At 69.1% G+C, this 22,159-nt stretch carries 27 protein-coding genes; 10 read left to right on the plus strand and 17 right to left on the minus strand.

From position 1 onward, the window contains the following. The 3 genes from ABZV44_RS00005 to ABZV44_RS00015 all read left to right on the plus strand — a co-directional run. A partial coding sequence (locus tag ABZV44_RS00005) for an NAD(P)(+) transhydrogenase (Re/Si-specific) subunit beta (RefSeq protein ID WP_354830085.1) occupies positions 1-821 on the plus strand: 821 nt, incomplete at its 5' end. Between the two features lie 60 nt (positions 822-881). Continuing rightward, positions 882-1,457, plus strand: a complete 576-nt coding sequence (locus tag ABZV44_RS00010) for a TetR/AcrR family transcriptional regulator (protein ID WP_354830086.1) — start codon at positions 882-884, stop codon at positions 1,455-1,457. Between the two features lie 76 nt (positions 1,458-1,533). Beyond that, positions 1,534-2,322 carry an oxidoreductase gene (locus tag ABZV44_RS00015; protein ID WP_354830088.1) on the plus strand — a complete coding sequence of 263 codons (789 nt, stop codon included), beginning with the start codon at positions 1,534-1,536 and terminating at the stop codon, positions 2,320-2,322. 62 nt (positions 2,323-2,384) lie between these two features. On the opposite strand, the gene ABZV44_RS00020 is transcribed toward ABZV44_RS00015, so the two are convergent. Both ABZV44_RS00020 and ABZV44_RS00025 read right to left on the minus strand, forming a co-directional pair. Further along, positions 2,385-2,705, minus strand: a complete 321-nt coding sequence (locus tag ABZV44_RS00020; RefSeq protein WP_328601883.1) for a co-chaperone GroES — start codon at positions 2,703-2,705, stop codon at positions 2,385-2,387. A gap of 30 nt (positions 2,706-2,735) precedes the next feature. Beyond that, on the minus strand, positions 2,736-3,359 hold the full coding sequence (locus ABZV44_RS00025; RefSeq protein ID WP_354830089.1) for a TetR/AcrR family transcriptional regulator: 624 nt from the start codon (positions 3,357-3,359) through the stop codon (positions 2,736-2,738). 146 nt (positions 3,360-3,505) lie between these two features. Between ABZV44_RS00025 and ABZV44_RS00030 the strand changes: the two genes are divergently transcribed. The 3 genes from ABZV44_RS00030 to ABZV44_RS00040 all read left to right on the plus strand — a co-directional run bounded on the left by ABZV44_RS00030 (position 3,506) and on the right by ABZV44_RS00040 (position 6,733). Then, a complete protein-coding gene (locus ABZV44_RS00030; RefSeq protein ID WP_354830090.1) occupies positions 3,506-4,969 on the plus strand; it encodes an MFS transporter in 1,464 nt (487 codons plus the stop codon). A 62-nt stretch (positions 4,970-5,031) separates the two neighbouring features. Further along, entirely contained in the window at positions 5,032-6,396 is a 1,365-nt protein-coding gene (locus ABZV44_RS00035; protein ID WP_354830092.1) for an FAD-linked oxidase C-terminal domain-containing protein, read from the plus strand. A gap of 46 nt (positions 6,397-6,442) precedes the next feature. Beyond that, positions 6,443-6,733, plus strand: a complete 291-nt coding sequence (locus tag ABZV44_RS00040) for a GNAT family N-acetyltransferase (protein WP_354830093.1) — start codon at positions 6,443-6,445, stop codon at positions 6,731-6,733. On the opposite strand, the gene ABZV44_RS00045 is transcribed toward ABZV44_RS00040, so the two are convergent. Next, the gene (locus ABZV44_RS00045) at positions 6,730-7,050 is read right to left on the minus strand and encodes a hypothetical protein (protein ID WP_354830095.1); all 321 of its coding nucleotides are present in this window, start codon (positions 7,048-7,050) and stop codon (positions 6,730-6,732) included. The genes ABZV44_RS00040 and ABZV44_RS00045 overlap by 4 nt on opposite strands. Before the next feature lie 102 nt (positions 7,051-7,152). Here ABZV44_RS00045 and ABZV44_RS00050 point away from each other — a divergent pair, with 102 nt between their 5' ends. Continuing rightward, positions 7,153-7,365 (plus strand): hypothetical protein, encoded by a 213-nt coding sequence (locus tag ABZV44_RS00050; protein ID WP_354830096.1) that lies wholly within the window; start codon positions 7,153-7,155, stop codon positions 7,363-7,365. Between the two features lie 108 nt (positions 7,366-7,473). On the opposite strand, the gene ABZV44_RS00055 is transcribed toward ABZV44_RS00050, so the two are convergent. The 4 genes from ABZV44_RS00055 to ABZV44_RS00070 form a co-directional block, all read right to left on the minus strand. Beyond that, entirely contained in the window at positions 7,474-8,631 is a 1,158-nt protein-coding gene (locus tag ABZV44_RS00055; protein WP_354831566.1) for an acyl-CoA dehydrogenase, read from the minus strand. 171 nt (positions 8,632-8,802) lie between these two features. After that, a complete protein-coding gene (locus ABZV44_RS00060) occupies positions 8,803-9,507 on the minus strand; it encodes a TetR family transcriptional regulator (protein ID WP_354830098.1) in 705 nt (234 codons plus the stop codon). Positions 9,508-9,598: 91 nt separating this feature from the next. Then, on the minus strand, positions 9,599-10,102 hold the full coding sequence (purE, locus tag ABZV44_RS00065) for a 5-(carboxyamino)imidazole ribonucleotide mutase (RefSeq protein WP_354830099.1): 504 nt from the start codon (positions 10,100-10,102) through the stop codon (positions 9,599-9,601). Further along, positions 10,095-11,270: a 5-(carboxyamino)imidazole ribonucleotide synthase gene (locus ABZV44_RS00070; protein WP_354831569.1), complete on the minus strand. Its 1,176-nt coding sequence runs from the start codon at positions 11,268-11,270 to the stop codon at positions 10,095-10,097. The genes purE and ABZV44_RS00070 overlap by 8 nt, the downstream gene beginning before the upstream one ends. 146 nt (positions 11,271-11,416) lie before the next feature. Between ABZV44_RS00070 and ABZV44_RS00075 the strand changes: the two genes are divergently transcribed. After that, positions 11,417-11,986, plus strand: a complete 570-nt coding sequence (locus ABZV44_RS00075; protein ID WP_354830101.1) for a GtrA family protein — start codon at positions 11,417-11,419, stop codon at positions 11,984-11,986. Here ABZV44_RS00075 and ABZV44_RS00080 read toward each other — a convergent pair. From ABZV44_RS00080 to ABZV44_RS00105, 6 genes are all read right to left on the minus strand, one after another. Beyond that, positions 11,952-13,274 carry an ATP-binding protein gene (locus ABZV44_RS00080; protein WP_354830103.1) on the minus strand — a complete coding sequence of 441 codons (1,323 nt, stop codon included), beginning with the start codon at positions 13,272-13,274 and terminating at the stop codon, positions 11,952-11,954. The two genes, ABZV44_RS00075 and ABZV44_RS00080, sit on opposite strands and share 35 nt — an antisense overlap. Beyond that, positions 13,271-13,963 (minus strand): response regulator transcription factor, encoded by a 693-nt coding sequence (locus tag ABZV44_RS00085; RefSeq protein ID WP_354830105.1) that lies wholly within the window; start codon positions 13,961-13,963, stop codon positions 13,271-13,273. Before ABZV44_RS00085 ends, ABZV44_RS00080 begins: the two co-directional genes overlap by 4 nt. Before the next feature lie 38 nt (positions 13,964-14,001). Then, the gene (locus tag ABZV44_RS00090; RefSeq protein ID WP_354830107.1) at positions 14,002-14,382 is read right to left on the minus strand and encodes a hypothetical protein; all 381 of its coding nucleotides are present in this window, start codon (positions 14,380-14,382) and stop codon (positions 14,002-14,004) included. A gap of 113 nt (positions 14,383-14,495) precedes the next feature. Next, positions 14,496-15,806 carry a HAMP domain-containing sensor histidine kinase gene (locus ABZV44_RS00095; protein ID WP_354830109.1) on the minus strand — a complete coding sequence of 437 codons (1,311 nt, stop codon included), beginning with the start codon at positions 15,804-15,806 and terminating at the stop codon, positions 14,496-14,498. Between the two features lie 82 nt (positions 15,807-15,888). Continuing rightward, on the minus strand, positions 15,889-16,566 hold the full coding sequence (locus ABZV44_RS00100) for a response regulator transcription factor (protein ID WP_354830111.1): 678 nt from the start codon (positions 16,564-16,566) through the stop codon (positions 15,889-15,891). 9 nt (positions 16,567-16,575) lie between these two features. Further along, positions 16,576-17,121 carry a PH domain-containing protein gene (locus ABZV44_RS00105; protein ID WP_354830113.1) on the minus strand — a complete coding sequence of 182 codons (546 nt, stop codon included), beginning with the start codon at positions 17,119-17,121 and terminating at the stop codon, positions 16,576-16,578. Between the two features lie 220 nt (positions 17,122-17,341). Here ABZV44_RS00105 and ABZV44_RS00110 point away from each other — a divergent pair, with 220 nt between their 5' ends. Continuing rightward, positions 17,342-18,295: an acyl-ACP desaturase gene (locus ABZV44_RS00110; protein ID WP_354830115.1), complete on the plus strand. Its 954-nt coding sequence runs from the start codon at positions 17,342-17,344 to the stop codon at positions 18,293-18,295. 59 nt (positions 18,296-18,354) lie between these two features. Further along, positions 18,355-19,782, plus strand: coding sequence for a protein kinase (locus ABZV44_RS00115; protein WP_354830117.1), 1,428 nt, complete (start codon positions 18,355-18,357; stop codon positions 19,780-19,782). A gap of 60 nt (positions 19,783-19,842) precedes the next feature. Here ABZV44_RS00115 and ABZV44_RS00120 read toward each other — a convergent pair whose 3' ends face one another. From ABZV44_RS00120 to ABZV44_RS00135, 4 genes are all read right to left on the minus strand, one after another. Continuing rightward, entirely contained in the window at positions 19,843-20,643 is an 801-nt protein-coding gene (locus ABZV44_RS00120) for a biotin--[acetyl-CoA-carboxylase] ligase (protein WP_354830119.1), read from the minus strand. Positions 20,644-20,730: 87 nt separating this feature from the next. Then, the gene (locus tag ABZV44_RS00125) at positions 20,731-21,063 is read right to left on the minus strand and encodes a hypothetical protein (RefSeq protein WP_354830120.1); all 333 of its coding nucleotides are present in this window, start codon (positions 21,061-21,063) and stop codon (positions 20,731-20,733) included. A gap of 255 nt (positions 21,064-21,318) precedes the next feature. Beyond that, on the minus strand, positions 21,319-21,663 hold the full coding sequence (locus ABZV44_RS00130) for a hypothetical protein (RefSeq protein ID WP_354830122.1): 345 nt from the start codon (positions 21,661-21,663) through the stop codon (positions 21,319-21,321). Continuing rightward, complete coding sequence (locus ABZV44_RS00135; RefSeq protein ID WP_354830123.1) at positions 21,663-22,088, minus strand: DUF1707 domain-containing protein; 426 nt, start codon at positions 22,086-22,088, stop codon at positions 21,663-21,665. The genes ABZV44_RS00130 and ABZV44_RS00135 overlap by 1 nt, the downstream gene beginning before the upstream one ends. Between the last annotated feature and the right edge of the window lie 71 nt (positions 22,089-22,159).

Genomic DNA, 22,159 nt, shown 5'->3' on the forward strand with positions numbered 1-22,159 from the left:
TGGTGCTGGCCGGCATTCTCGGCCTGATGGTGGTGCTGCCCATCGGTGGCGCCGACATGCCGGTCGTCATCTCGCTGCTCAACGCCCTGACCGGTTTGTCCGCGGCCGCGGCGGGTCTGGCTTTGGACAACACCGCCATGATCGTGGCCGGCATGATCGTCGGCGCGTCCGGCACCATCCTGACCAACCTGATGGCCAAGGCCATGAACCGCTCCATCCCGGCCATCGTCGCCGGTGGATTCGGCGGCGGCACAACGGCTCCGGGCGCGGGCGGTGCCGGCGAGCAGCGCCAGGCCAAGGCCACCTCCGCCGCCGACGCCGCGATCCAGATGGCATACGCCAACCAGGTCATCGTGGTCCCGGGTTACGGCATGGCCGTGGCCCAGGCCCAGCACGCGGTCAAGGAGATGGCGGCCCTGCTCGAGGCCAAGGGCGTCGAGGTCAAATACGCCATCCACCCGGTCGCCGGTCGTATGCCCGGCCACATGAACGTGCTCCTCGCGGAGGCCGAGGTCTCCTACGACGCCATGAAGGAAATGGACGACATCAACGGCGAGTTCGCCCGCACCGATGTCGCCCTGGTCATCGGCGCCAACGACGTCACCAACCCGGCCGCCCGCGAGGACGCCTCGTCCCCGATCTACGGCATGCCGGTGCTCAACGTCGACCAGGCCAAGTCCGTGATCGTGCTCAAGCGGTCGATGAACTCCGGCTTCGCCGGCATCGACAACCCGCTGTTCTACGCCGACCACACCTCCATGCTCTTCGGCGACGCCAAGAAGTCCGTCGGCGCGGTCACCGAGGAACTCAAGGCGCTGTAGCGGTTTCGTGAAGTACCCCGTTCTTGACCTACAGGTCTAGAACGGGGTACTTTTGCATTCATGGGCCGGCCACGGAGCTTCGACGAAGACGCCGTGGTGGAACGTGCAATGGAGACGTTCTGGACCCATGGCTATGCGAACACCTCTCCCGCCCAGCTCGCGGAAGCCTGCGGAGTCGGAAAAGGCAGTCTGTACAACACCTTCGGAAGCAAGCGGGAGTTGTTCGACCAGTGCCTGGCGCGGTACGACCGGACCGGGGTGGAACTGGCCCGGGAGGTCTTGTCACAGCCGGGGACGACCCGCGAACGACTTCGTGCCTGGATGCGGTGGACCGTCGACAACGATCTGGCGCAGCCGGTCCGCCGGGGGTGCCTGGTGGTGAATACCGCCATGGAACTCGGCGGGCATGATGCCGAGGCGACCAAGGCGGTGACAGCCGCGCACGCACACCTGGTCGAGGCGTTCGTCGAGCGCATCGAGCAGGGCAAGCGCGACGGCGATGTCCCGACGCAACTCGACGCCCTGGCCTACAGCGAGTTCCTGATGAATACCATTGGCGGCCTTCGCATCATGGCCAAGATCGCGGACGCGGAGACGCTGTACCGCATTATCGACACCGCACTGACCACCCTCTGACCGACTCACGGGCCGCATCCGGCGGCCCTTTCCTTTACCCCAGTTTTTGACCTACAGTTCAAGAAAGGTACGAATCATGGATCTCGGACTGAACGGCAAGACCGCCCTCGTCACCGGCGCCAGCCGGGGCATCGGGCTGGCCGTCGCCGAAGCGCTGGCCGATGAGGGCGTGCGCGTCGTGGGCGTGGCCCGCAACGTCACCCCGGAGCTCGAAAAGGTCGCGGCGGCAGCGGTTTCCGCCGATCTGAGCACCACCGAGGGCGCGCTGGCCGCGGTCGGGGCGGCGCTGTCCGAGCTCGGCGGCATCGACATCCTGGTCAACAATGTGGGCGGCGGCGACGCCGACCAGCTGACCCTGGGCGGGTTCCTGGACGCCTCGGACGAGCAGTGGCGAAAGCTGTTCGACCTCAACCTGTTCGGCGTCGTGACCACCACCCGCGCGGCCTTGCCGAGCATCATCGAGCGGCGCGGCGCGATCGTGACCGTGTCCTCGATCAACGCCCGGATTCCGGCGTCCGGCCCGGCGGGCTACAGCGAGGCCAAGGCCGCGCTCACCAACTTCGGCAAGCGACTCAGCGAGGAATTCGGTCCGCAGGGCGTCCGCGTCAACACGGTGTCGCCCGGGCCGGTCGGCACCGACATCTGGCGCGGCCCCGACCACCTCGGCGCGAAGCTGGCCGCGGCCAACGGCATGGACCACGAGCAGTTCCTGAACGCCATTCCGGCGCAGTTCAATATCGCCTCCGGCCGCATCGCCGAAGCGAAGGAGGTGGCGGCGCTGGTTACCTTCCTGACCTCCGAGCAGGCCGCCATCATCACCGGCGCGGACTATGTGATCGACGGCGGCATCATCAAGACGGTCTGACACACCGGTACGACAACGGCCCGCGTTCTCGAAAGGAACGCGGGCCGTTGATATTCGATCGACTACAGGTAGAGGCCGGTGCCGTGCTCGGGGTGGGAGTTGGCGACGGCGTGCAGATCGCGTTCGCGCAGCACGTAATACGCCTGCGCCTGGATCTCCACCTCGAACTGATCGTCGGCGCTGAACAGCACCTGGTCGCCGACGCTCACCGCGCGGACATGGGAACCCACGCCGCAGACCTCGCCCCACGACAGGCGCTTGGCCACCTGCGCGGTGGCCGGGATGAGAATGCCGCCACTGCTGCGCCGCTCGCCCGCCTCGGGGTTGAGCTTGACCATGACGCGGTCGTGCAGCATTTGGATCTCTAGCTTGGCATCGGACACGGCGGCAGTGTACTGCGCGAGTACGAGCGGTTACGCTCCGGCGCCCGCGTCCGGCCCGGCGGCCGGCGCCGCGGTCTCGGGCGCGACGATGCGGCGGATGGCGTCCTTGATCCAGGTGCGCTGCTCCTCCGGATCGGCGTCCACGCCGATGGTGAAGGCGTTGACCTGCGGGACGGCCAGCGGATAGTTGATCATCGACATGAGCAGCATCAATACCTGACCGGCCGGCATGTCCGCGCGCATCAGGCCCTTGCCCTGCGCCACCTCGACCTTCTCGCGCTTCTCCAGGTAACGGCCGCAGCGCAATTCGCCCGCCGAGGCGTGTTCCCGGCCCAGTTCCAGGGCCTCCCACTGCAGCAGGCGCAGCAGTTCGGGATGCTCGCGGTGGTAGTCGATGTGCTGGTCGATCCAGGTGTCGAGGTCCTCGATATCGGTGGTCACCGAGCCGGCCACGGCCAGCATGGTCTTCTCCAGCACCTGGTGGAAGAGCTTCTCCTTGTCGCCGAAGTAGGCGTAGATGAGCTGCTTGTTGGCCTTGGCATTGCGCGCGATGCGATCCACCCGCGCGCCGGCGATCCCGTACTGCGCGAATTCCGCGGTCGCGGCCTCGAAGATGCGCGCCTTCGTGGCCTCGGGATCTCTGGTGCCTGCCATGCCCTCGATGGTAACCAACCAACTGGTTGACAAGCCGGGGATCCCCGTGGAATATCTCTAACCAACCGGTTAGTTACAAGACTCGAGTTTCCGGCGCAACGGCGCGCCCACCACCCCCATTCCCCCTTCACGCTCGGGAGAACGACGTGACCACCCTCGAAAACCGGCCTGCCGCAACGGCTCCCGTCGCGACCGGCCCCCTCGAGTTCGCCGCCCGCTGGCGCGCGCTGCCCGTCATCCTCAGTGCCATGTTCATGGCGATGTTCGACTGGTTCGTCGTCAATGTCGCCGCCTCCTCGCTGGAACACGACCTGCACGCCGGTGAATCGGCGCTGGAACTCATCGTCGGCGGCTACGGCTTCGCCTACGCCTCGGGCCTGATCACCGGCGGCCGGCTCGGCGACCTGCACGGACACCGGCGGCTGTTCGTGATCGGCATGCTCGCCTTCACCTTCGCCTCACTGCTGTGCGGGCTCGCGCCCAATGCCTGGGCGCTGGTCGCCTTCCGCGTTCTGCAGGGCGGTACCGCGGCGCTCATGGTGCCGCAGATGCTCGCGCTCATCAACACGCTCTTCCCGCCGCACGAACGACCCAGGGCCATGGCCGCTTTCGGCGCCACCATCGGCATCGGCGCGGTATCGGGTCAGGTACTGGGCGGGGTACTGCTCGACGCCGACCTGTTCGGGTGGGGCTGGCGCACCATCTTCTACATCAATGTGCCCATCGGGCTGATCGCCGCCGCCCTGGCCGCGCGCTGGCTGCCCCGGCACGAGCCGACCCACCGGCCGAAACTGGACCCGATCGGCGCGCTGGGCATCTCGGCCGCGCTGGCACTGCTGCTGGTCCCGATCACGCTGGGGCGTCCCGAGGGCTGGCCGGTGTGGACCTGGGTCAGCATGCTCGCCTCGATCCCGGTGCTGCTGCTCACCCTGCGCTACGAGAACCGGCTGGCCACGCGCGGCGGCGAACCCGTCCTCGACACCGGCATGGTGCGCGAACGCGGGTTCAGCCTCGGACTGGTGATCGCGGGCGGGTACCTGACCTTCTTCGCCGGATTCATGCTGTGCCTGACGCTCATGCTGCAGAACGGGCTCGGGCTCTCACCGCTCACCGCCGGGCTCGCCTTCGCGCCGCTGGGACTGTGCTTCGCGGGCAGCTCGTTCTTCCTCGCGCCGCGGGTCGCCGCCCGGATCGGCAATCGGGTCATGGTGGTGGGGACGCTCACCAGCCTCGCCGGGCTGGCGCTGACCCTGGCCGTGCTGGCCATCATGGGCCAGAACGTGACCGTGCTCGCGCTCATCCCCGGCATGATGATCGTCGGTACCGGCAATGGGCTGACCATTCCGTCGGTGGTCGGGGCCGTGCTGTCGTCGGGGATTCCGGCGCGGCAGGCCGGGATGGCGGCCGGCGTGCTGACCACCTCACAGCAGTTCGGAAACGCCATCGGCGCAACGGTTCTCGGGGTGATCTTCTTCAGCGCCCTGGGCGCGCACCACGGGACCGGCGGCTACGTGACCGCCATGGAGATGGCCGCGCTCGGCGGGGCCGCGGTGCTGGCCGTCGTGCTCACCGCCGCACTCGCCCTGCCGAAGGCCGCCACCGCACAGTGAGAACTCCCGCTTGTCGTACGGGCTTCCGGACAAATCAGCCGGAAGCCCGTACGTTCCTGAGTGTGGACATCGATCTCGACACACTGAGCGGTCTGCTCCCGACGGGCATGGTGGTGACCGACCCGGACGTGCTGACCGGATATCGGCAGGATCGGGCGCTGGATCCGGAAGCAGGGACCGCGCTCGCGCTGGTGCGGCCGCTGACGACCGAGCAGGTCGCGGCCACCGTGCGGTGGGCGGCCGAGCATCGGGTGCCGATCGTGCCGCGCGGGGCCGGGACCGGACTGTCCGGCGGGGCCACCGCGCAGCCCGGGGCGCTGGTGCTGAGCACCGAGAAGATGCGGGAGATCAGCGTCGACACCGTGACGCGGACCGCGGTGGTGCAGCCGGGACTGCTGAACGCCGAGGTCAAGCGGGCCGTGGCCGAACAGGGGCTGTGGTATCCGCCGGACCCGTCCTCCTTCGAGATCTGCTCCATCGGCGGGAACGCGGCCACCAATGCCGGCGGACTGTGCTGCGTGAAGTACGGCGTCACAACCGATTACGTGCTCGGCATGGAGGTCGTACTGGCCGACGGAACCGCGGTGCGGCTGGGCGGGCCGCGGCTCAAGGACTCGGCGGGACTCTCGCTGACCAAACTGTTCGTGGGCAGCGAGGGGACGCTGGGGATCATCACCGAGCTGACCCTGCGGCTGCTGCCCGCGCAGCCGCCGCAGTCCACCGTGGTCGCCACCTTCCCCACGCTCACCGCGGCAACCGACGCGATCCTGGCCATCACCGGCCAATTGCGCCCCTCCATGCTGGAATTCATGGATTCGGTGGCCATCAATGCCGTCGAGGACGAGCTGCGCATGGGACTCGACCGGGACGCGGCGGGGCTGCTGGTGGCGCGGTCCGACGCCCCGGGCGAACACGCCGGGCACGAGGCGGACATCATGCTGGCCGCCTGCGAAAAGGCCGGGGCCACCGAGGCTTTCCGCACCGACGATCCGGAGGAGGGCGAAGCCTTCTGCGCGGCACGGCGATTCGCCATCCCGGCCGTGGAACGCAAAGGGCCGCTGCTGCTCGAGGACGTGGGAGTGCCGCTGCCCCGGCTCGGCGACCTGGTCACCGGCATCGCCGAGATCGCCGCGCACCGACGGGTGCTCATCTCCGTCATCGCGCACGCGGGCGACGGCAACACCCATCCCCTGATCGTCCACGACCCCGCCGACCCGGAAGAGTCCGAGCGCGCGCACCTCGCGTTCGGCGAGATCATGAACCTGGCCATCGGCCTGGGCGGCACCATCACCGGCGAGCACGGCGTGGGCCGGCTCAAGAAGGCCTGGTTACCGGACCAGCTCGGCCCCGATGTGATGGCGCTCACGCGCCGGATCAAGGACGCGCTGGATCCGCACGGGATACTCAATCCGGGCGCGGTCCTCTGACCGTCCCGCCGGAACAATCCGCATCGCAAGGGAGTTCACACCGGTCATGAGTACCAAGCTGGAACACAACGCCGACGCGACCCGCTACGAGATCTACCTGGACGGCACTCTCGCGGGCTACGCCGACTACGCGGAGCGGGTGGATGGCGACACCAGGGTCCGCGACATCCAGCACACCCTCACCTTTCCCGAGTTCCGGGGCCGCGGCGTGGCCGCGCAGGTGGTGGAGTTCGCGCTGAACGACGCGCGCACGGATGGCTTCTCGATCATTCCCACCTGCTGGTACGTCGAGAAGTACATCGGGGAGCACCCCGAATACGCCGACCTGGTGGCCTAATTCGCGCGGTGGTGCCGACGCTGCCAGACCCGGAAATGCCGGTCGGCGCTGCCCACCATCGCCTCCCCCACCTTCGCGTCGTCGAACCCCGGTAGTGACTGCAGCTTGGCCAGGAACGCGGTGTCGGCGGCCGAGTAGGGCACCACACACCCCTTACCGGTCGCCCCGATCAACACGAAGAACACGTCCCCCGCGAACGGGCCGTCGGCCGCCGTAATGATCCGTACCTCTGCCAGTTCCGTCCACGCGACCTCTTCCACCCGTCCGTCGGCCAGTGTGCGCCGGACGAAGGTGTCGTTGATTTCGACTCCGGCCATGGCTCCATAGTGCCCCCGGCATCCCCACCCGAACAGTCCTCAAACCCGCGCCTTACCCGAGGAAGCCGCGAAGAGAAGTTCCGGCGAACCCTCCTGCCGCATATGGGCGGCGAGCCGATTGCCAGAGCAATCCTTCAGCTACTGAACAGATTTCGCCGCGTCGGCGGCCCGCGCGTCACGCGGCGGGCGGCGGGCTCCTGGAACCTGTTCGTCACCGAGGCCCATGTCGCGGCCACCGCCGAGGGCCCGCCGGCGGTCAGCTCCAACTCCGTCCCGCTGATCGCCGGCCTGCTCAGCAGCCTGTCCGCGCAGTAGTTCGCAGACGTCCGGCCCGGCACTCCCTCATCCGGGCCGAACGCAACGGAGGCGGCCCCGAGCCCAGCTCGGAGCCGCCTCCCGCGTATCCGCCGGATCGAACAGCGATCAGCGCAGGATCTGACGCGACATGACGACGCGCTGGATCTGGTTGGTGCCCTCGTAGATCTGGGTGATCTTGGCGTCGCGCATCATGCGCTCCACCGGGAAGTCGGTGGTGTAGCCGGCGCCGCCGAAGAGCTGGACGGCGTTGGTGGTGACCTCCATGGCCACATCCGAGGCGAAGCACTTGGCGGCCGCGGAGATGAAGCCGAGGTTCTTCTCGCCACGCTCGGCGCGGGCGGCCGAGGTGTAGACCATGAGGCGGGCGGCCTCGATCTTCATGGCCATGTCGGCCAGCATGAACTGGGTGTTCTGGAAGTCGGCGATGGCCTTGCCGAACTGCTTGCGGTCCTTGGTGTAGGCGATCGCGGCGTCCAGGGCGCCCTGCGCGATGCCGACGGCCTGCGCGCCGATGGTCGGGCGGGTGTGGTCCAGGGTCTGCAGGGCGGTCTTGAAACCGGTGCCGGGCTCGCCGACGATGCGGTCGCCGGGGACCTTGCAGTTCTCGAAGTACAGCTCGGCGGTCGGGGAACCCTTGATGCCCAGCTTGTGCTCCAGCGGGCCGACCACGAAGCCCTCGTCGTCCTTGTGGACCATGAACGAGGAGATGCCGTTGGCGCCCTTGTCGGCGTCGGTGACGGCCATGACGGTGTACCAGTCGGACCGGCCGCCGTTGGTGATCCAGCACTTGGAGCCGTTGATGATCCAGCCGTCGCCGTCGGCCTTGGCGCGGGTGCGCATGGAGGCGGCGTCGGAGCCGGCCTCACGCTCGGACAGGGCGTAGGAGGCCATCTTGCCCGCGACGATGTCGGACAGCACCTTGTGCTTGAGCTCCTCGGAGCCGTTCAGGATCAGGCCCATGGTGCCCAGCTTGTTGACGGCCGGGATGAGCGACGAGGAACCGCAGACGCGGGCGACCTCTTCGATCACGATGCAGGTGGCGACCGAGTCCGCGCCCTGGCCGCCGTAGGCCTCCGGCACGTGCACGGCATTGAAGCCGGCCGCGTTGAGGGCGGTCAGCGCCTCCTCGGGGAAGCGGGCGTTGCCGTCCACGTCCTTCGCGTAGGGGGCGATCTCCTTCTCGGACAGGCCGCGGATGGCCTCGCGCAGCTCGTGGTGGAAGTCCTCGAGCTGGAACAAGTTGAAATCGGGGTTGCCCGCCATGGGGTTCTTCTCCTGGTCTTCGGGGGATCGCCGCTGGTTGCCCAGCATCGCCAACTTGTGCGGCACTCAGTGCCAGTCGAAGTCGAGTATACGCCGCGAAATCGCAGTTACGTGCGGGTACCTGCGTACTAATCTGTGGCACGCAGTGTCATTTGCGCCACTGTGGGCAGCTCACAGCGTATCGAGGCGACGGGCCAGCAGGTCCGCGACCTGCCGTGGCGAGAGATCGCGGGGAAACACCGCCACCACCATCTCGTCCGAGGCCGGCGCGGGCTCGCGTCCGCCGCGCGGAATCGCCGCCAGCGCCGCCCGCAGATCCTCCGGGCTCGCCGCCGACTCCCCCCGGACCATCCGCCGCAGCAGATAGTTGTGGGTTGCCGTCACCGCGGCCGTGAACTGCACCAGCTCCAGATCCGCGGTCCCCTGCAAGCGCCCGCGCAGATAGTCGGTGAACAACCGCTCGTACCGGAAGACCGTCACGATCTCCCGCTCCCGCAGTGTCGGCACCTGCCGCACCACCCGGTAGCGCCGGGCCGCGATCTCCCGCCACTGCGTGAACCGCTCGAACACCTCGACCACGGCCTCGCACACGGCATCCCACGGATCCCCCTGCGCCGCCTCCAACGGTGTGCTCTCCAAGAAGGCCCGCGCCTGCGCCAGCTGCGACTCGTGATCGGCGAAGACCACATCCTCCTTGGACCGGAACTGCCGGAAGAAGGTCCGCCGCGAAATCCCCGCCGCTTCCGCGATCTCATCGACCGTCGTTGCCTCGTAACCCTTTTCGGCGAACAGCCGTAGCGCCTGATCCACCACGGTGAGACGGCGCTGGGTCGAATCCGCGTCGGCGCGCGGCCGCGCGGGCTGGTCGGTAGGCATCCGCCAACGGTAGCGACCCGGGCGGGCCGTTCCGCACGCCACGTCGACGGCGCGCGGAACGGTGAGGTCAGCTCGAGAGAAAGCTGACGTGTCAGCCCAGCAGTTTGGTGCGCAGCGCCTCGTCCTTCTCGAGGACCATTTGTTCCAGGCCGGCCTGGAAACGTTCCATGCGGGAACGCAATTCGGGGTCGGCGGTGGCGAGGATGCGGACCGCGAGCAGGCCGGCATTGCGGGCGCCGCCGATGGAGACGGTGGCGACCGGGACGCCGGCGGGCATCTGGACGATCGACAGCAGGGAGTCCATGCCGTCCAGGTACTTCAGCGGCACCGGCACACCGATGACCGGGAGCGGGGTGGCGGAGGCGACCATGCCGGGCAGGTGGGCCGCGCCGCCCGCGCCCGCGATGATCACCTTGACGCCGCGGTCGGCAGCGTTCTTGGCGTAGTCGAGCATGCGCTGCGGGGTGCGGTGCGCGGAGACCACGCCGACCTCGAAGCGAACGCCGAACTCGGCCAGGGCTTCCGCGGCCGCCTCCATGGTGGGCCAGTCGGAGTCCGACCCCATGATGAGGCCAACCTGTGCGGTGTCAGTCATGGTGCGGATCCCATCCGTCGGTCCAGATCGCGTGCGACATCCAGTGCGCCGCCCGCTCGGCTTTCTCCCGGGTCTCGGCCACGTCGTCGCCGAGGATATTGATGTGGCCGATCTTGCGGTCGGGGCGTTCGCCCTTGCCGTAGAGGTGCACCTTGGCCTCGGGGATGCGGGCCGAAAGATGGTGCAGCCGTTCGTCCATGGACATCTCGGGGGCTTGCGGCGCGCCCAGGATATTGGCCATGACGGTGACCGGGGCCAGCGGCCTGGTGCTGCCCAGCGGGTAGTCCAGGACCGCGCGCAGGTGCTGCTCGAACTGGCCGGTGCAGGCGCCGTCCATGCCCCAGTGGCCGGAGTTGTGCGGGCGCATGGCCAGCTCGTTGACCAGCAGCTCGCCGGCGTGGGTCTCGAACAGCTCCACGGCCATGGCGCCGGTCACGCCGAGCTCGGAGGCCAGGCGCAGGGCGAGCGCCTCGGCCTCGGTGGCCCTGGCCTCGTTCAGGTCCTGCGCGGGCGCGATGACCACCGCGCACTGGCCGTTGCGCTGCACGGTCTCCACCACCGGCCAGGCGGCGGCCTGCCCGAACGGGGAGCGCGCCACCATGGCCGACAACTCCCGCTTCAGGTCCACCTTGGCCTCGGCCAGCAGCGAGACCCCGTGGGCCAGCTGGTCTTCGATGACCGGGGCGGCCTCGGCGGCATCGGCGGGCATCCACACGCCGCGGCCGTCGTAGCCGCCGCGCACCGCCTTGAGCACGAACGGCCAGCCGTGCTCGTCGGCGAAGGTCACCGCGTCGGCGACCGAGGTCACTTCGGTGTAGGCCGGGATCGGCACGCCCAGCTCGGCCAGCTTGCGCCGCATCCGGAGCTTGTCCTGGGCGTAGATCAGCGCCTGCGGCGGCGGCTGCACGTTCACACCCTCGGCGATGAGCGCCTCCAGGTGCGCGGTCGGCACGTGCTCGTGGTCGAAGGTCAGCGCGTACGAGCCGACGGCGGCCTTGCGCAGCGCGGCCAGATCGTCGTGGCTGCCGAGGACCACGTCCGGCGTCACCTGGGCGGCCGGGTCGTCGGGGCGCTCGGCGAGCACGCGCAGCCGCTGGCCCAGCGCGATGGCCGCCTGATGGGTCATGCGCGCGAGCTGGCCACCGCCGATCATGGTGACGGTGGGCATCGCGGAGGAATCGAAGGAACGGGCGCTCACGCTGCACCATGTTGTCATGACACCCACCCGCTACCGACTCGCGGGTCGCATGACAGGTATCTGCCCCGATTTGTACCGGCCGGACAGCGTGTGGACCAGAGACGTAGACTCGCTGGGTGTCATTTGTCGACAAAGTGGTCAACCGCCTGCCCACCCCCCTGCGGGCCCTCGCGGACCGCCATTACGAACTACTCAAGTTCGCGATAGTCGGTGCGACCACGTTCGTCATCGACCTGGGCATTTTCTACGTCCTCAAATGGACGATCATGGACACCAAGCCGACCGTGGCCCGCATCATGTCGGGCACCATCGCGGTCATCGTGTCCTACATCCTCAACCGGGAATGGACCTTCGACAAGCGCGGTGGGCGCGAGAAGCACCACGAAGCGCTGCTGTTCTTCCTGGTCAGCGGAATCGGCGTCGGACTCGCCGCGCTGCCGCTGTGGGTGTCGAGCTACGTGTTCGACCTCCGGCAGCCCAATGTGAGTTTCACCGTCGAGAACATCGCCGACTTCTTCAGCGCCTTCATCATCGGCAACCTGCTGCAAATGGCATTCCGATTCTGGGCCATGAAGCGGTGGGTGTTCCCCGACGAAATGCAGGAACTGCAAACCGAATTCGAGGACCTCGTCAACGAGGCCGAAGAACTCGTCACCGAGAACGAGGAGCAGCTGGGTCACAGCTGAGGGTGACGGTCAGGCGGACGCCGCCCGCCGGACTTTCCCCGATGGTCGCGGTACCACCGTGCAAGCGGGATTGCTGCGCGACCAGGGCCAGACCCAGACCACTGCCCGGCGTCGTGCTCGCCCGGTAGAACCGTTCGAAGACGCGCTCCCGATCCGGTGCCGGGATGCCGCGACCGTCGTCGTCGACGGTGAGGACGACGTGATCGTCGTCGCGCCGCGTCGCGATCTCGATGCGCCGCGCCCCGCCGTGCCGGACGGCATTGGTCACCGCATTGTCGACGATCGAACGCAGCCCCGCGGCCAGCCCGCGCAGCACGATGGGCTCCACCGCCTCGGTGTCGATGAGCACGCCGGGATTCGCGCGCCGGGCGTCATCCACCACCTGATCGATGAGCTGTCCGAGCTCCAGATCCTCCCGATCGGATTCGGTGGCCAGATCGCCCACCGCCAGCCGTTCCAGGGCCTGCAGGGTGGCCTCGACCGAACTCTGCGCACTCAGGATCTCGTCGAGAATCTCCGCGCGCTCGGCATCCGACAGCGGCATGGACCGCAGCACCTGCAGGTCGGTGCGCATGGCCGTCAGGGGCGTGCGCAGCTCGTGCGCGGCGGTGGCGGCGAAATCGCGTGCCGTGACCAGCGCTTCGCCGGTGTGCCGGCGCTCGGTCGCGATGCGCCCCAGCATGGTGTTCATGGCCTCGGCCAATTCCGTCGTCTCGCTGGCCACCGGATGACGCGGGGCCTGCAGGGCCAGCCCCTCGCCCAGCCCGGCCGTCGCCGCGGTCAGCCGCCGCAGCGGGACCACCGCCCGATGCGCGAAATACCAGCCCAGCACCGCCGCCAGCAGCACCGCGGCCAGTCCGATGAGCACGATCCGGATCCGCTGCTGCGCAGCCGAATCCGAGGCCACGCCGGTCGGCACGGTCACCGCCACCGGATGGCCGTCGAGCGCCACCGTGCGCGAGTACTCCGGCTCCGGACTGCCCGGCTCGCCGCGCACGATGAGCACCCCGGGTTTCGTGACGGCGGGCAGGCCCGGCTCGGGAGCAGCCGAGCCGCCGGGCACGGGGAGACTCGGCAGCACGGGTTCCGGCAGCGACCGGCCGGGTTGCAGCTGGGCGGGAGCGAGCGCGATCGCGCTGACCACCCGGCCGACCTGATTCGCCGCGTCGTTCGGAGCGAACGCGAACAACACCACCGACATGGCGGCGACCACCACCGCGGCCGTCGCGGCGCTCGCCAGCGCGACCCGGGCGCGCAGCGACACCGGCCGTCGCGGCAGCCTGGTCACGGCTCGGTCCGCAGGACGAAGCCGACGCCGCGGACGGTGTGGACGAGCCGCGGGGATCCGGCGGCCTCGATCTTGCGGCGGAGGTAGGAGACGAACACATCGACCACCTTGGTCTGGGTTTCGAAGTCGTAGCCCCAGACCCGGTCGAGGAGCTGGGCGCGGGAGAAGACCTGCCCCGGCGCCGCGGCCAGCGCGGCGAGCAGATCGAATTCGCGTTTGGTGAGGTCGAGGGGCGTGCCGTCGACCCATGCGCGCCGCGCGCCGGGTGCGATGGTCAGCGAGCCCACGGTGATGTGATCGTCGGTGACGTGGGCCGGGGCGGGGGCGCGGCGCAGCATGGCGCGCAGCCGGGCCACCAGTTCGCCCAGGTCGAAGGGCTTGGTGAGGTAGTCGTCGGCCCCGGCCTCCAGGGCGTCGATGCGATCGGTGACCTCGGTGCGGGCGCTGAGCACGCAGATCGGGATGTCGTTGCCCAGTGAGCGCAGTGCCGTGACGACCTGCACGCCATCCAGATTCGGCATATTCAGGTCGAGCAGCATGGCCTGCGGGGCATACGCGGCGATCTGGCGGAGCGCGGCGGCCCCGTCCGCCGCGGTTTCGACGTCGAAACCCGACATCCGGAGCCCCCGCGCCACCGAGGACAGCACCCTGACATCGTCGTCCACAATCAGAATCCGGGGACCCGTCACAAGACCAGACGATACTGACGCGAGCTGAGAGCGGAGCCTCAGCGACCCGGGTTCACCACGAAGGTCTGCGACGGTTTGCCGGGCAGGACCGCCACGCCCGGATCGCCCGGCCGCACGGTCACCACGCCGGGCGCCGGCAGGCCCGGCCGCAACGGGAGGGCCGGCACGGCGTCCGGGACCGGCGGCACACCCGGCTCGGCCTGGCGCACAGTCACATTGCCGTCGCGATCCTTGATGATCAGCACGCCCGGACCGGTGGGGGCGGCCGGGGAGACGGGCTCGCTACTGCCCGTATCCGCCAGTCCCGCAATCGAATCCGGCGTCGCGGCCTGCGCCACCGCGGGCAGCGCCAGCGCCCCGAGTGCGGCGGTCCCGAGGACCGCGGCGGTCACGGTGCGGCGGACGGTGAAGATCGGCATGGCGTCTCCTGTTCTCTCGCCGGCGATCGGGCGCCGGCTCCGGTTGACGAATCCGAAGGTAGGAAGCGGATTCTCAGGACCGGCTAACGAACGGTTAGAGAACGGATAGAAGATCAGCGCGGCTCGGTGCCGACCGCGATCGGCCGTGATGCCACCCCCGAGGAGCCGAGGAACACGGCGAACAGGGCGGGGCGGCGACGCTGGAGTTCCAGTCGCCCGCCGTCGGCTTCGATCAGCGCGCGGGCCAGGGCCAGCCCGACGCCGGTGGAGCCCGCCGCCGAGAAGCCGCGGTCGAAGATGTGCGGCGCCAGCTCATCTCGCACGCCGTCGCCCTCGTCGGCGACCTCGACGACCACCAGCGGCTCGCGATCGTCCATGCGGCCCGTCACCGTGCGCACCGACACCGTGCAGGTGCCGCCGCCGTGCATGAGGGCATTGTCGACCAGCACCGCGAGCGCCTCGCGCAGGCGTGAACCCGTCACGGGCGCTTTGAGAGTCGGGTCGCCGAGCAGCACCAGCTTGCGCCCGGCCTCGGCGAAGGGATGCCGCCATTCCGCGACGACACTGCGCAATTCGGCCACCACCGGCAGCGGATCGCGTTCGGCCGCGCCCTCGTCGCGGGAGGCCCGCACCAGCTCGTCGATGGCGTCGGTGAGCCGATCCACCTGTGCCATGGCCTCTTCCGCCTCGTGCACCACCGCCGGGTCGGCGTGCGCGGACAGCTCGTCCAGGCGCAGGCGCACGGCGGTGAGCCGGCTGCGCAGCTGATGCGAGACATCGGCGACCAGGGCGTGCTCGCGCTGCAGCCGGCCCGCGATTTCCACTGTGGCCGAATCCAGGACGTCGGAAACCCGGTCCAGTTCGGTGATGCCGTGGCGGCGCGGATCGGCGCGGAAGTCGCCCATGGCCAGCCGCGCCGCACGGGCCGCCACGTCCCGCAGCGGGTCGGCCACCCGGCGCGCGGTCACCACCGCCACCGCGATGCCCGCGCCCAGCGAGATGAGCACCAGGCCCAGCACCGCGCCGAGCGCCTGCCGTTGCATGGAATGCATTGGGGCCGAGGGCACTTCCAGCCGCAGCGAGCCGTCGGTGCCCATCGACCAGGACTCCGAGAGCGGATCGCGCACCGTGTCCGCGCCGATGTCGACCTTCTTGTTGGGCTCGGTCGGCGTCGGATAGATGATGGTCAGCTTGCCGTTGGCCGGAATCAGCAGCCGCACCGCCTTGGTGTCCAGCTCGCCGTACACCACGCCGTCGCGCTCCTGCCGCGTCACCTCCTCGGAGATGCCGTCGAGCCGGTTGCGCAGTTCATTGCGGTTGATGTCCTCGACCCACTTCCAGGCCGTGAACGCCAGCGGCACACCGAGAACCAGAGTGGTGAGGGTCAAGGCGGCCACCATGGACAGCAGAATCCTGCGTCTCATCGTCGAGATGCCTCGCTTCGCCGGGTTTTCGGGGTTCGGACGCGCGCGGAACAGCACAACAAAAGGATTTCGAACTGAGCGGCTAGTCGGTATTGAACCGGAAGCCTACGCCGCGGACGGTCACGATACGCCGCTCGGCCACCGGCCCCTCGTCGCCGATCTTGCGGCGCAGCCACGACATGTGCATGTCCAGGGTCTTGGAGCCGCGCAGATCGGCGTCACCCCACACCTCGCGCAGGATCATCTCGCGCGAGACCACCTGCCCGGCCCGGTCGATGAGCACCTTCAGCAGCTCGTACTCCTTGTTCGCCAGGTTCACCTCGATGCCGTTCACCAGCACCCGCCGCGCGGCCGGCTCCAGCCGGATGCCGCCCACCTCCACCGCCTCGTCCCCGATTCCGCTGCGGCGCAACAACGCCCGCACCCGGGCCAGCAGCTCCGCCAGCCGGAACGGCTTGCCCACATAGTCGTCCGCGCCGGCATCCAGGCCGACCACGAAGTCCACCTCGTCGGTGCGCGCGGTGAGCATGAGCACGGCCAGCTCGGCGCCGCGCGCCCGCACCTGGCGGCACACCTCGAGCCCGTCCATACCGGGCAGGCCGAGGTCCAGGATCAGCAGGTCGTGACCACCCTCGAGGGCCCGTTCGAGCACGGCGGGACCGTAGCTCTCCACGGTCACCGAATAGCCCTCACGGCCCAGCGCCCGCGACAGCGGGGCGGCGATGGCCTCGTCGTCTTCGGCCAGCAGTACTGCGGTCACGGCACCAGACTACGGGTACGCCCCGGCGGATCCGTAGAAGCCGCCACCGTTCGGATTGTTCTGCACCACATCGAAGACCTGGTGATAGAGCATCGCGTGCACCTGCTGCACATGCGGAATGTCGTCGTACTCCAGCGGATCCTCCGACGACGAACCGATGATCAGCGTACCGGTACCCAGCATGCGATCGAACAACCCATGGCGGAACTGCACATTCGAGATCCGGTTCATCGGAATGTCGATGCCGGTGTGGGTGAGCACGCCCTGCCGGATCAGCACCCGCCGATCGGTCACGATGAAATGCGTCGACTTCCACCGGATCAGCGGAGCGAGGCTGCGCCACACCACGATCCCCAGCCACAACGCCAGAATGCCGAGCAGCAAACCGGTCTGGAGGGTGCCGCCGGTATTGCGCGCCGTCACCCCCGCGGCGAATCCGGCCAACGCGGTGACAAGGATGAAAGTCACAGCCGGCCAGAACAACATCTTCCAGTGCGGATGGCGGTGCAGCAGCAGCACCTCTTCGGGCGCCAATGCCTCCTCCGGATAACCCATGCCGAAACCCTATCGCGGCCGGATGCCGGAAGGCCGCACGACGATCTGCGGGCTGGGGCACAATCGTGCGGTTGCCGGTACCATCGGCAGGCACGAGTTGCCTTTCTTCCTAGTTGTACCGCGCAAGACCGTCAGGGTTTTCCCGAGCAGGACCATCCGGCTTCGCCGGTGATCGTCGACAGCAGGCTCTACCCGGTTGTGCCAGACACAGGAGGCGTGTGTGACCCGAGAGTTGACGCAATTCCAGATACTTCGCGAGCTCGAACCGGTCGCCGAGGCGAATCTGAATCGGCATCTGTCGATGGCCAAGGAATGGCACCCGCACGATTACGTGCCGTGGGAGCAGGGCCGCAATTTCGCGGCCATGGGCGGCGAGGACTGGGATCCCGCGCAGTCGCGGCTGACCGAGGTCGCCAAGATCGCGATGATCACCAACCTGCTCACCGAGGACAATCTGCCCTCGTACCACCGCGAGATCGCCGAGAACTTCTCCCAGGACGGCGCCTGGGGCACCTGGGTGGGCCGCTGGACCGCCGAGGAGAACCGGCACGGCATCGTCATGCGGGACTATCTGGTGGTCACCCGTGGCGTGGATCCGGTGGCGCTGGAACAGGCGCGCATGATCCACATGACCAATGGCGTGCGGTCGCCCGCTGATTGGGGCGGCTTCCTGGAGAATGTCGCGTACGTGACCTTCCAGGAGCTGGCCACCCGGGTGAGTCACCGCAATACCGGCCGGGTCTGCAAGGACCCCGTCGCGGACCGCATGCTGCAGCGCATCGCCGCCGACGAGAACCTGCACATGATCTTCTACCGCACCCTGTGCGCGGCCGGCCTGGACCTGGCGCCCGACCAGGCGGTGGCGGCCATCACCAAGGTGCTCACCCACTTCGTGATGCCCGGCGCCGGCATGCCGAACTTCCGCCGCAACGGGGTCATGATGGCCAAGCACGGCATCTACGACCTGCGTCAGCACCTGGAGGAAGTGGTCGGTCCGGTGCTGAAGAATTGGAATATCTTCGAGCGCAACGACTTCGGGCCGCGCGGCGAGAAAGCGCGCGAGGAGCTGGCCGCCTATCTGGACAAACTGGGCCAGGACGTCGTCAAGTTCGAGGAACAGCGCGACCGCATGCTCGCCCGGGAAGCCGCCCGCGGCGAACTGCAAACGGTCTGACACCAGGGGGACGTTGTGTGCGATTGAAATAAATTCGGTTCGCTAAGGTGTCCCCCAGTGTGACGAGAGGAAATCCGTTGGGGGATGGCTACCTGGGCCGATACCGCCTCGACGAACTGCTCGGCAGCGGTGGGTCGGCGGAAGTGTGGCGTGCGCACGACACCGTGGCGGATCGCACCGTCGCGCTCAAAATGCTGGCACCGGTCCTGACCTACGATCCCGAATACCGGCGGCGCTTCGAACGGGAGGCCCGGGCCGCCGCACTGCTACACGGACCGCACGTGGTGCCCGTGCACAGCTACGGCGAGCTCGAGGGCCGGCTGTACATCGATTCGGAATTCGTGGACGGCCTCGATATCGAGGCCCTGCTCGAATGGGAGGGCCCGATGGCCGCGGACGCGGCCGTGGACCTCATCTCCCAGGTCGCCTCCGCGCTCGACGACGCCCACGCCGCCGGGCTGATCCACCGGGACGTCAAGCCGCAGAACATCATCGTCGCCCCCGACGACGTCGCCTACCTCATCGACTTCGGCACCGCCCTGCAGGACGGCCAGAGCGCCATCACCCAGACCGGCATGCTGGTCGGCACCCCCGCCTACATGGCGCCGGAACGCTTCGAGGGCGCCGCCTCACCGAGCTCCGACATCTACTCCCTGGGCTGCGTCCTCTACGAATGCCTCACCGGGCAGCGGCCCTTCCGGGTGCGTAATCCGGCGCAGCTCATGCGCGCTCACCTCGACCTCGCGCCCAAGCCGCCGTCCACCCTCGACGAGACCGTTCCAGCCGCCCTCGACGCCGTCATCCTGCGCGCCCTGGCCAAGAAACCCGGCGAACGGTATTCCACCGCAGGCGAATTCGCCGCCGCCGCCAAGGCCGCCCTCACCGCGCCCGCCGTACCGGCCGAGCCGGCTCCCGAGGCGCAGGTGACCGTGGCCATCCCGAACCCGGCCGCCACCGACGCGCGCACCACCGCCCTCCCGCGCCCGGCACCCGCCGCGGGAATCCCGGCCCGAATGGATGTGCATACCGTCGCGCTGTCCAAGGAAGCCGATCTGGATCTGCCCGCTCGCCGCTGGACCCGGCAGCGACTGCTCGCCGCCGCGAGCTTCGCGGCCGCCGCCACCGCCATCGCGATCGGCGCCGCGTTGTTCACGAGCCGGGCCGCGGAACCGCAGCCCGAGCAGCGCGCCCGGACCTCGGCCGTACCGACCACGAAAGTTCCTGTCCAGGCGGCGCTTCCACCGACCAACGAGCCGACGACCGAACCTCCCGAGAACCCCGCCGCCGCATCCGTCACACCGACGCCGGACGACACACTGGCCCCCGCCGAACCGCCGGCCATCGACGCCCCGGCCGGCCCGCGGCTACCCGGACTCGAGATCCCCGGTCCCGGTCTGCCCGGTCCCGGCTTCACCCTTCCGGGCTTCCCCGGGCCCGCCGGGGACAACCGCCACGGCGGTCGCCCGCACGGACAGAACAGCCAATAGTCCGCGCGCCGAACCTGTTCGGGAACCGGCGCGAATCAGGTTGCGGGAAACGCGTTTCCGTCAGTACTCGGCGCGCAGATGGGTGACATCGCCCGCCGAGACGGCGCGGTCACCGACCAGCAGCCTGCCGTATTCGTCGATGCCCGTGGCAATTCCGGTGAGAACCTCCCCACCGGGCAGCTCCGCGCGTACCTGCGCGCCGAGGGTGGCACACCGTTCGCGATAGGCCGCGGACAGCTCGGCGATATCCCAGCCGGACGCCTCCCAAGCGGTGAAGCGGCGGGCGAACTCGCGCAGCATCGCCTGCACCAGCACCGTGCGATCGATCTCGGGAGCCCCGGCCAGCAGCAGTGACGTGGCGTGCGGGACAGGCAGTTCGGCCTCGGTGAGGGACACGTTCAACCCGACCCCGACCACCACCGCCGGGTCCGCACCCGCGGCGGCGATCTCGGCCAGGATCCCGGCCAGCTTGCGGCCGTCCACCAGCACGTCATTGGGCCACTTGAGCACCGCCTTCACCCCGGCCACCGCGCGCACCGCGTCCACCACGGCCACGCCGGTGAGCAGCGGCAGCCAGCCCAGCACGGCGGGATCGATCCCGCGCACCCGCACCAGCAGCGACATGGCGATCTGCGCCCGCGCGGGGCTCACCCACCGCCGGTCGTGGCGGCCGCGGCCGTGCTCCTGCGACTCGGCGATCAGCACCAGCCGATCGGCACTCGAATCCGCGGCCCGCGCAACCAGATCCGCATTGGTCGACCCGGTCGACTCGACCACCTCGACGACCGAGAAGAAACCCAGCTCGGGCACCTCGGCAACACTCCGGCCCAGCACGTCAACATCCAGCGGCGACCTGTCCATGCACCGCACGCTACTCCCCCGCTCGCATCCACACGGCAACGACAAGGGGCGGGTCCGGATCGGACCCGCCCCTGCTCGCCCGGCGCGCTACCGCGGCGCGGACACCGCCTGCAACATGCCCGCGAGGGCCTCGAACAGGCCGGCGAGCACCTGCTCGGAAATGTCCTCGCGCGCAGGCTCGGCCGCGTCGGACTCGGCGTCGGCGGACACGAGTACCGGGGTACCCGCGCCCGCCACCGGGGTGCCCGGGACCGGCATCACCCGACCCGCACACGGCATCTCCGCGTACGCAGGGGCGGCGGCGTCCCCCGTCGATTCGCCGCCATCCCCGGTACGGCCGTCGCCCGTGAGCGGGGCGGTGCGCCCGCCGCCGCTCACGCCGTCGTCGTCCGAGGTTTCACTGAATTCCGGATCGGTCATTGTCGGCTCCGGATCACGGAACCGCCACGCGGTGAACGATGCCGCCGCTGCCCGATCTGCTTGGTGTTCACTCCAGCTCCACATAACCGCCTCCCCAGGTCGTCGGTTTCGGATGCGACTCCAGAGTGACCCACGACCGGGGCCGAGCACGACCGATTTTTCGGGTGCGGACGCCATCAAGGCTGGTAGATACGGACTTTCACGACGAAGATCGGTGTCCGGACCGGACAGCGGGACGGGTCCGGCGGCTCGGATTCAGGCGTCGACCGGTTCCAGGCCGAGGGCGCCCGCGGTGAATCGGCGCACGGTCACCAGGCCGTCCGCCAGTGCGGCGTCGTATCCCGCACGGGCCCAGCCGGTCACGGTCGCGGTGCCGTCGGCATTGGGCCGCACACCGATCTCGGCGACCATCTCCGCGGTGGTGGGGATGCACACCGCCCACGAGAAGTGGGTCTCCTCAGCCCATTCGGCGCTGCGCCGGGCCACATAGCCGGGCTCGGTGATGCCGGCGTCGGCCAGGGCGGGCCGGTCGTCGATGCGCTCGTCCGCACGCAGGGCACGCAGATACCAACTGCCCGCATTGATCTCGATGGGCTCCATCAGTCCTCCGATCCCCGATCCAGTCGCCGCTGCCGCCGGCGCTCCCGGTGCTCCCGCCGCTGCCCCGGATTGCCGCCGCCGTACAGCACCGCGCCCGCCAGCGGGATCAACAGGAACATCCACCACTGGTGGGTCACGAAGAAAAGGATCAGCGCGATGATCGGAACGACCGGCATCACCCGATCGCGCCAGTGCGCACCGAACCGCGACTCCCGTTGCGCCGGAACGCTCTTCTCCGCCACCGGCTCCGGCAGATCGGTGAACACCCGCTCGAGGTCACCGCGCGTCAGGGCGGCGGCCACGACCCCACTGCGCTCGTCGAACTCCGCGACGCTGAGCCGGCCCGCCGCGAAATGATCGGACAGCCGCTTCATCGCGTCCTCACGCTCGGCGGTGCCAATACGGATCTCGGGTGGTTCAGCCATGCCATGACATTAGCGCGAGTGGCCGCCCACCTGCAGGTGAGCGGCCACTCGGTGACTTGCGTTGCGCTACT

Source organism: Nocardia sp. NPDC004860, assembly GCF_040609015.1.
Taxonomy (GTDB): Bacteria; Actinomycetota; Actinomycetes; order Mycobacteriales; family Mycobacteriaceae; genus Nocardia.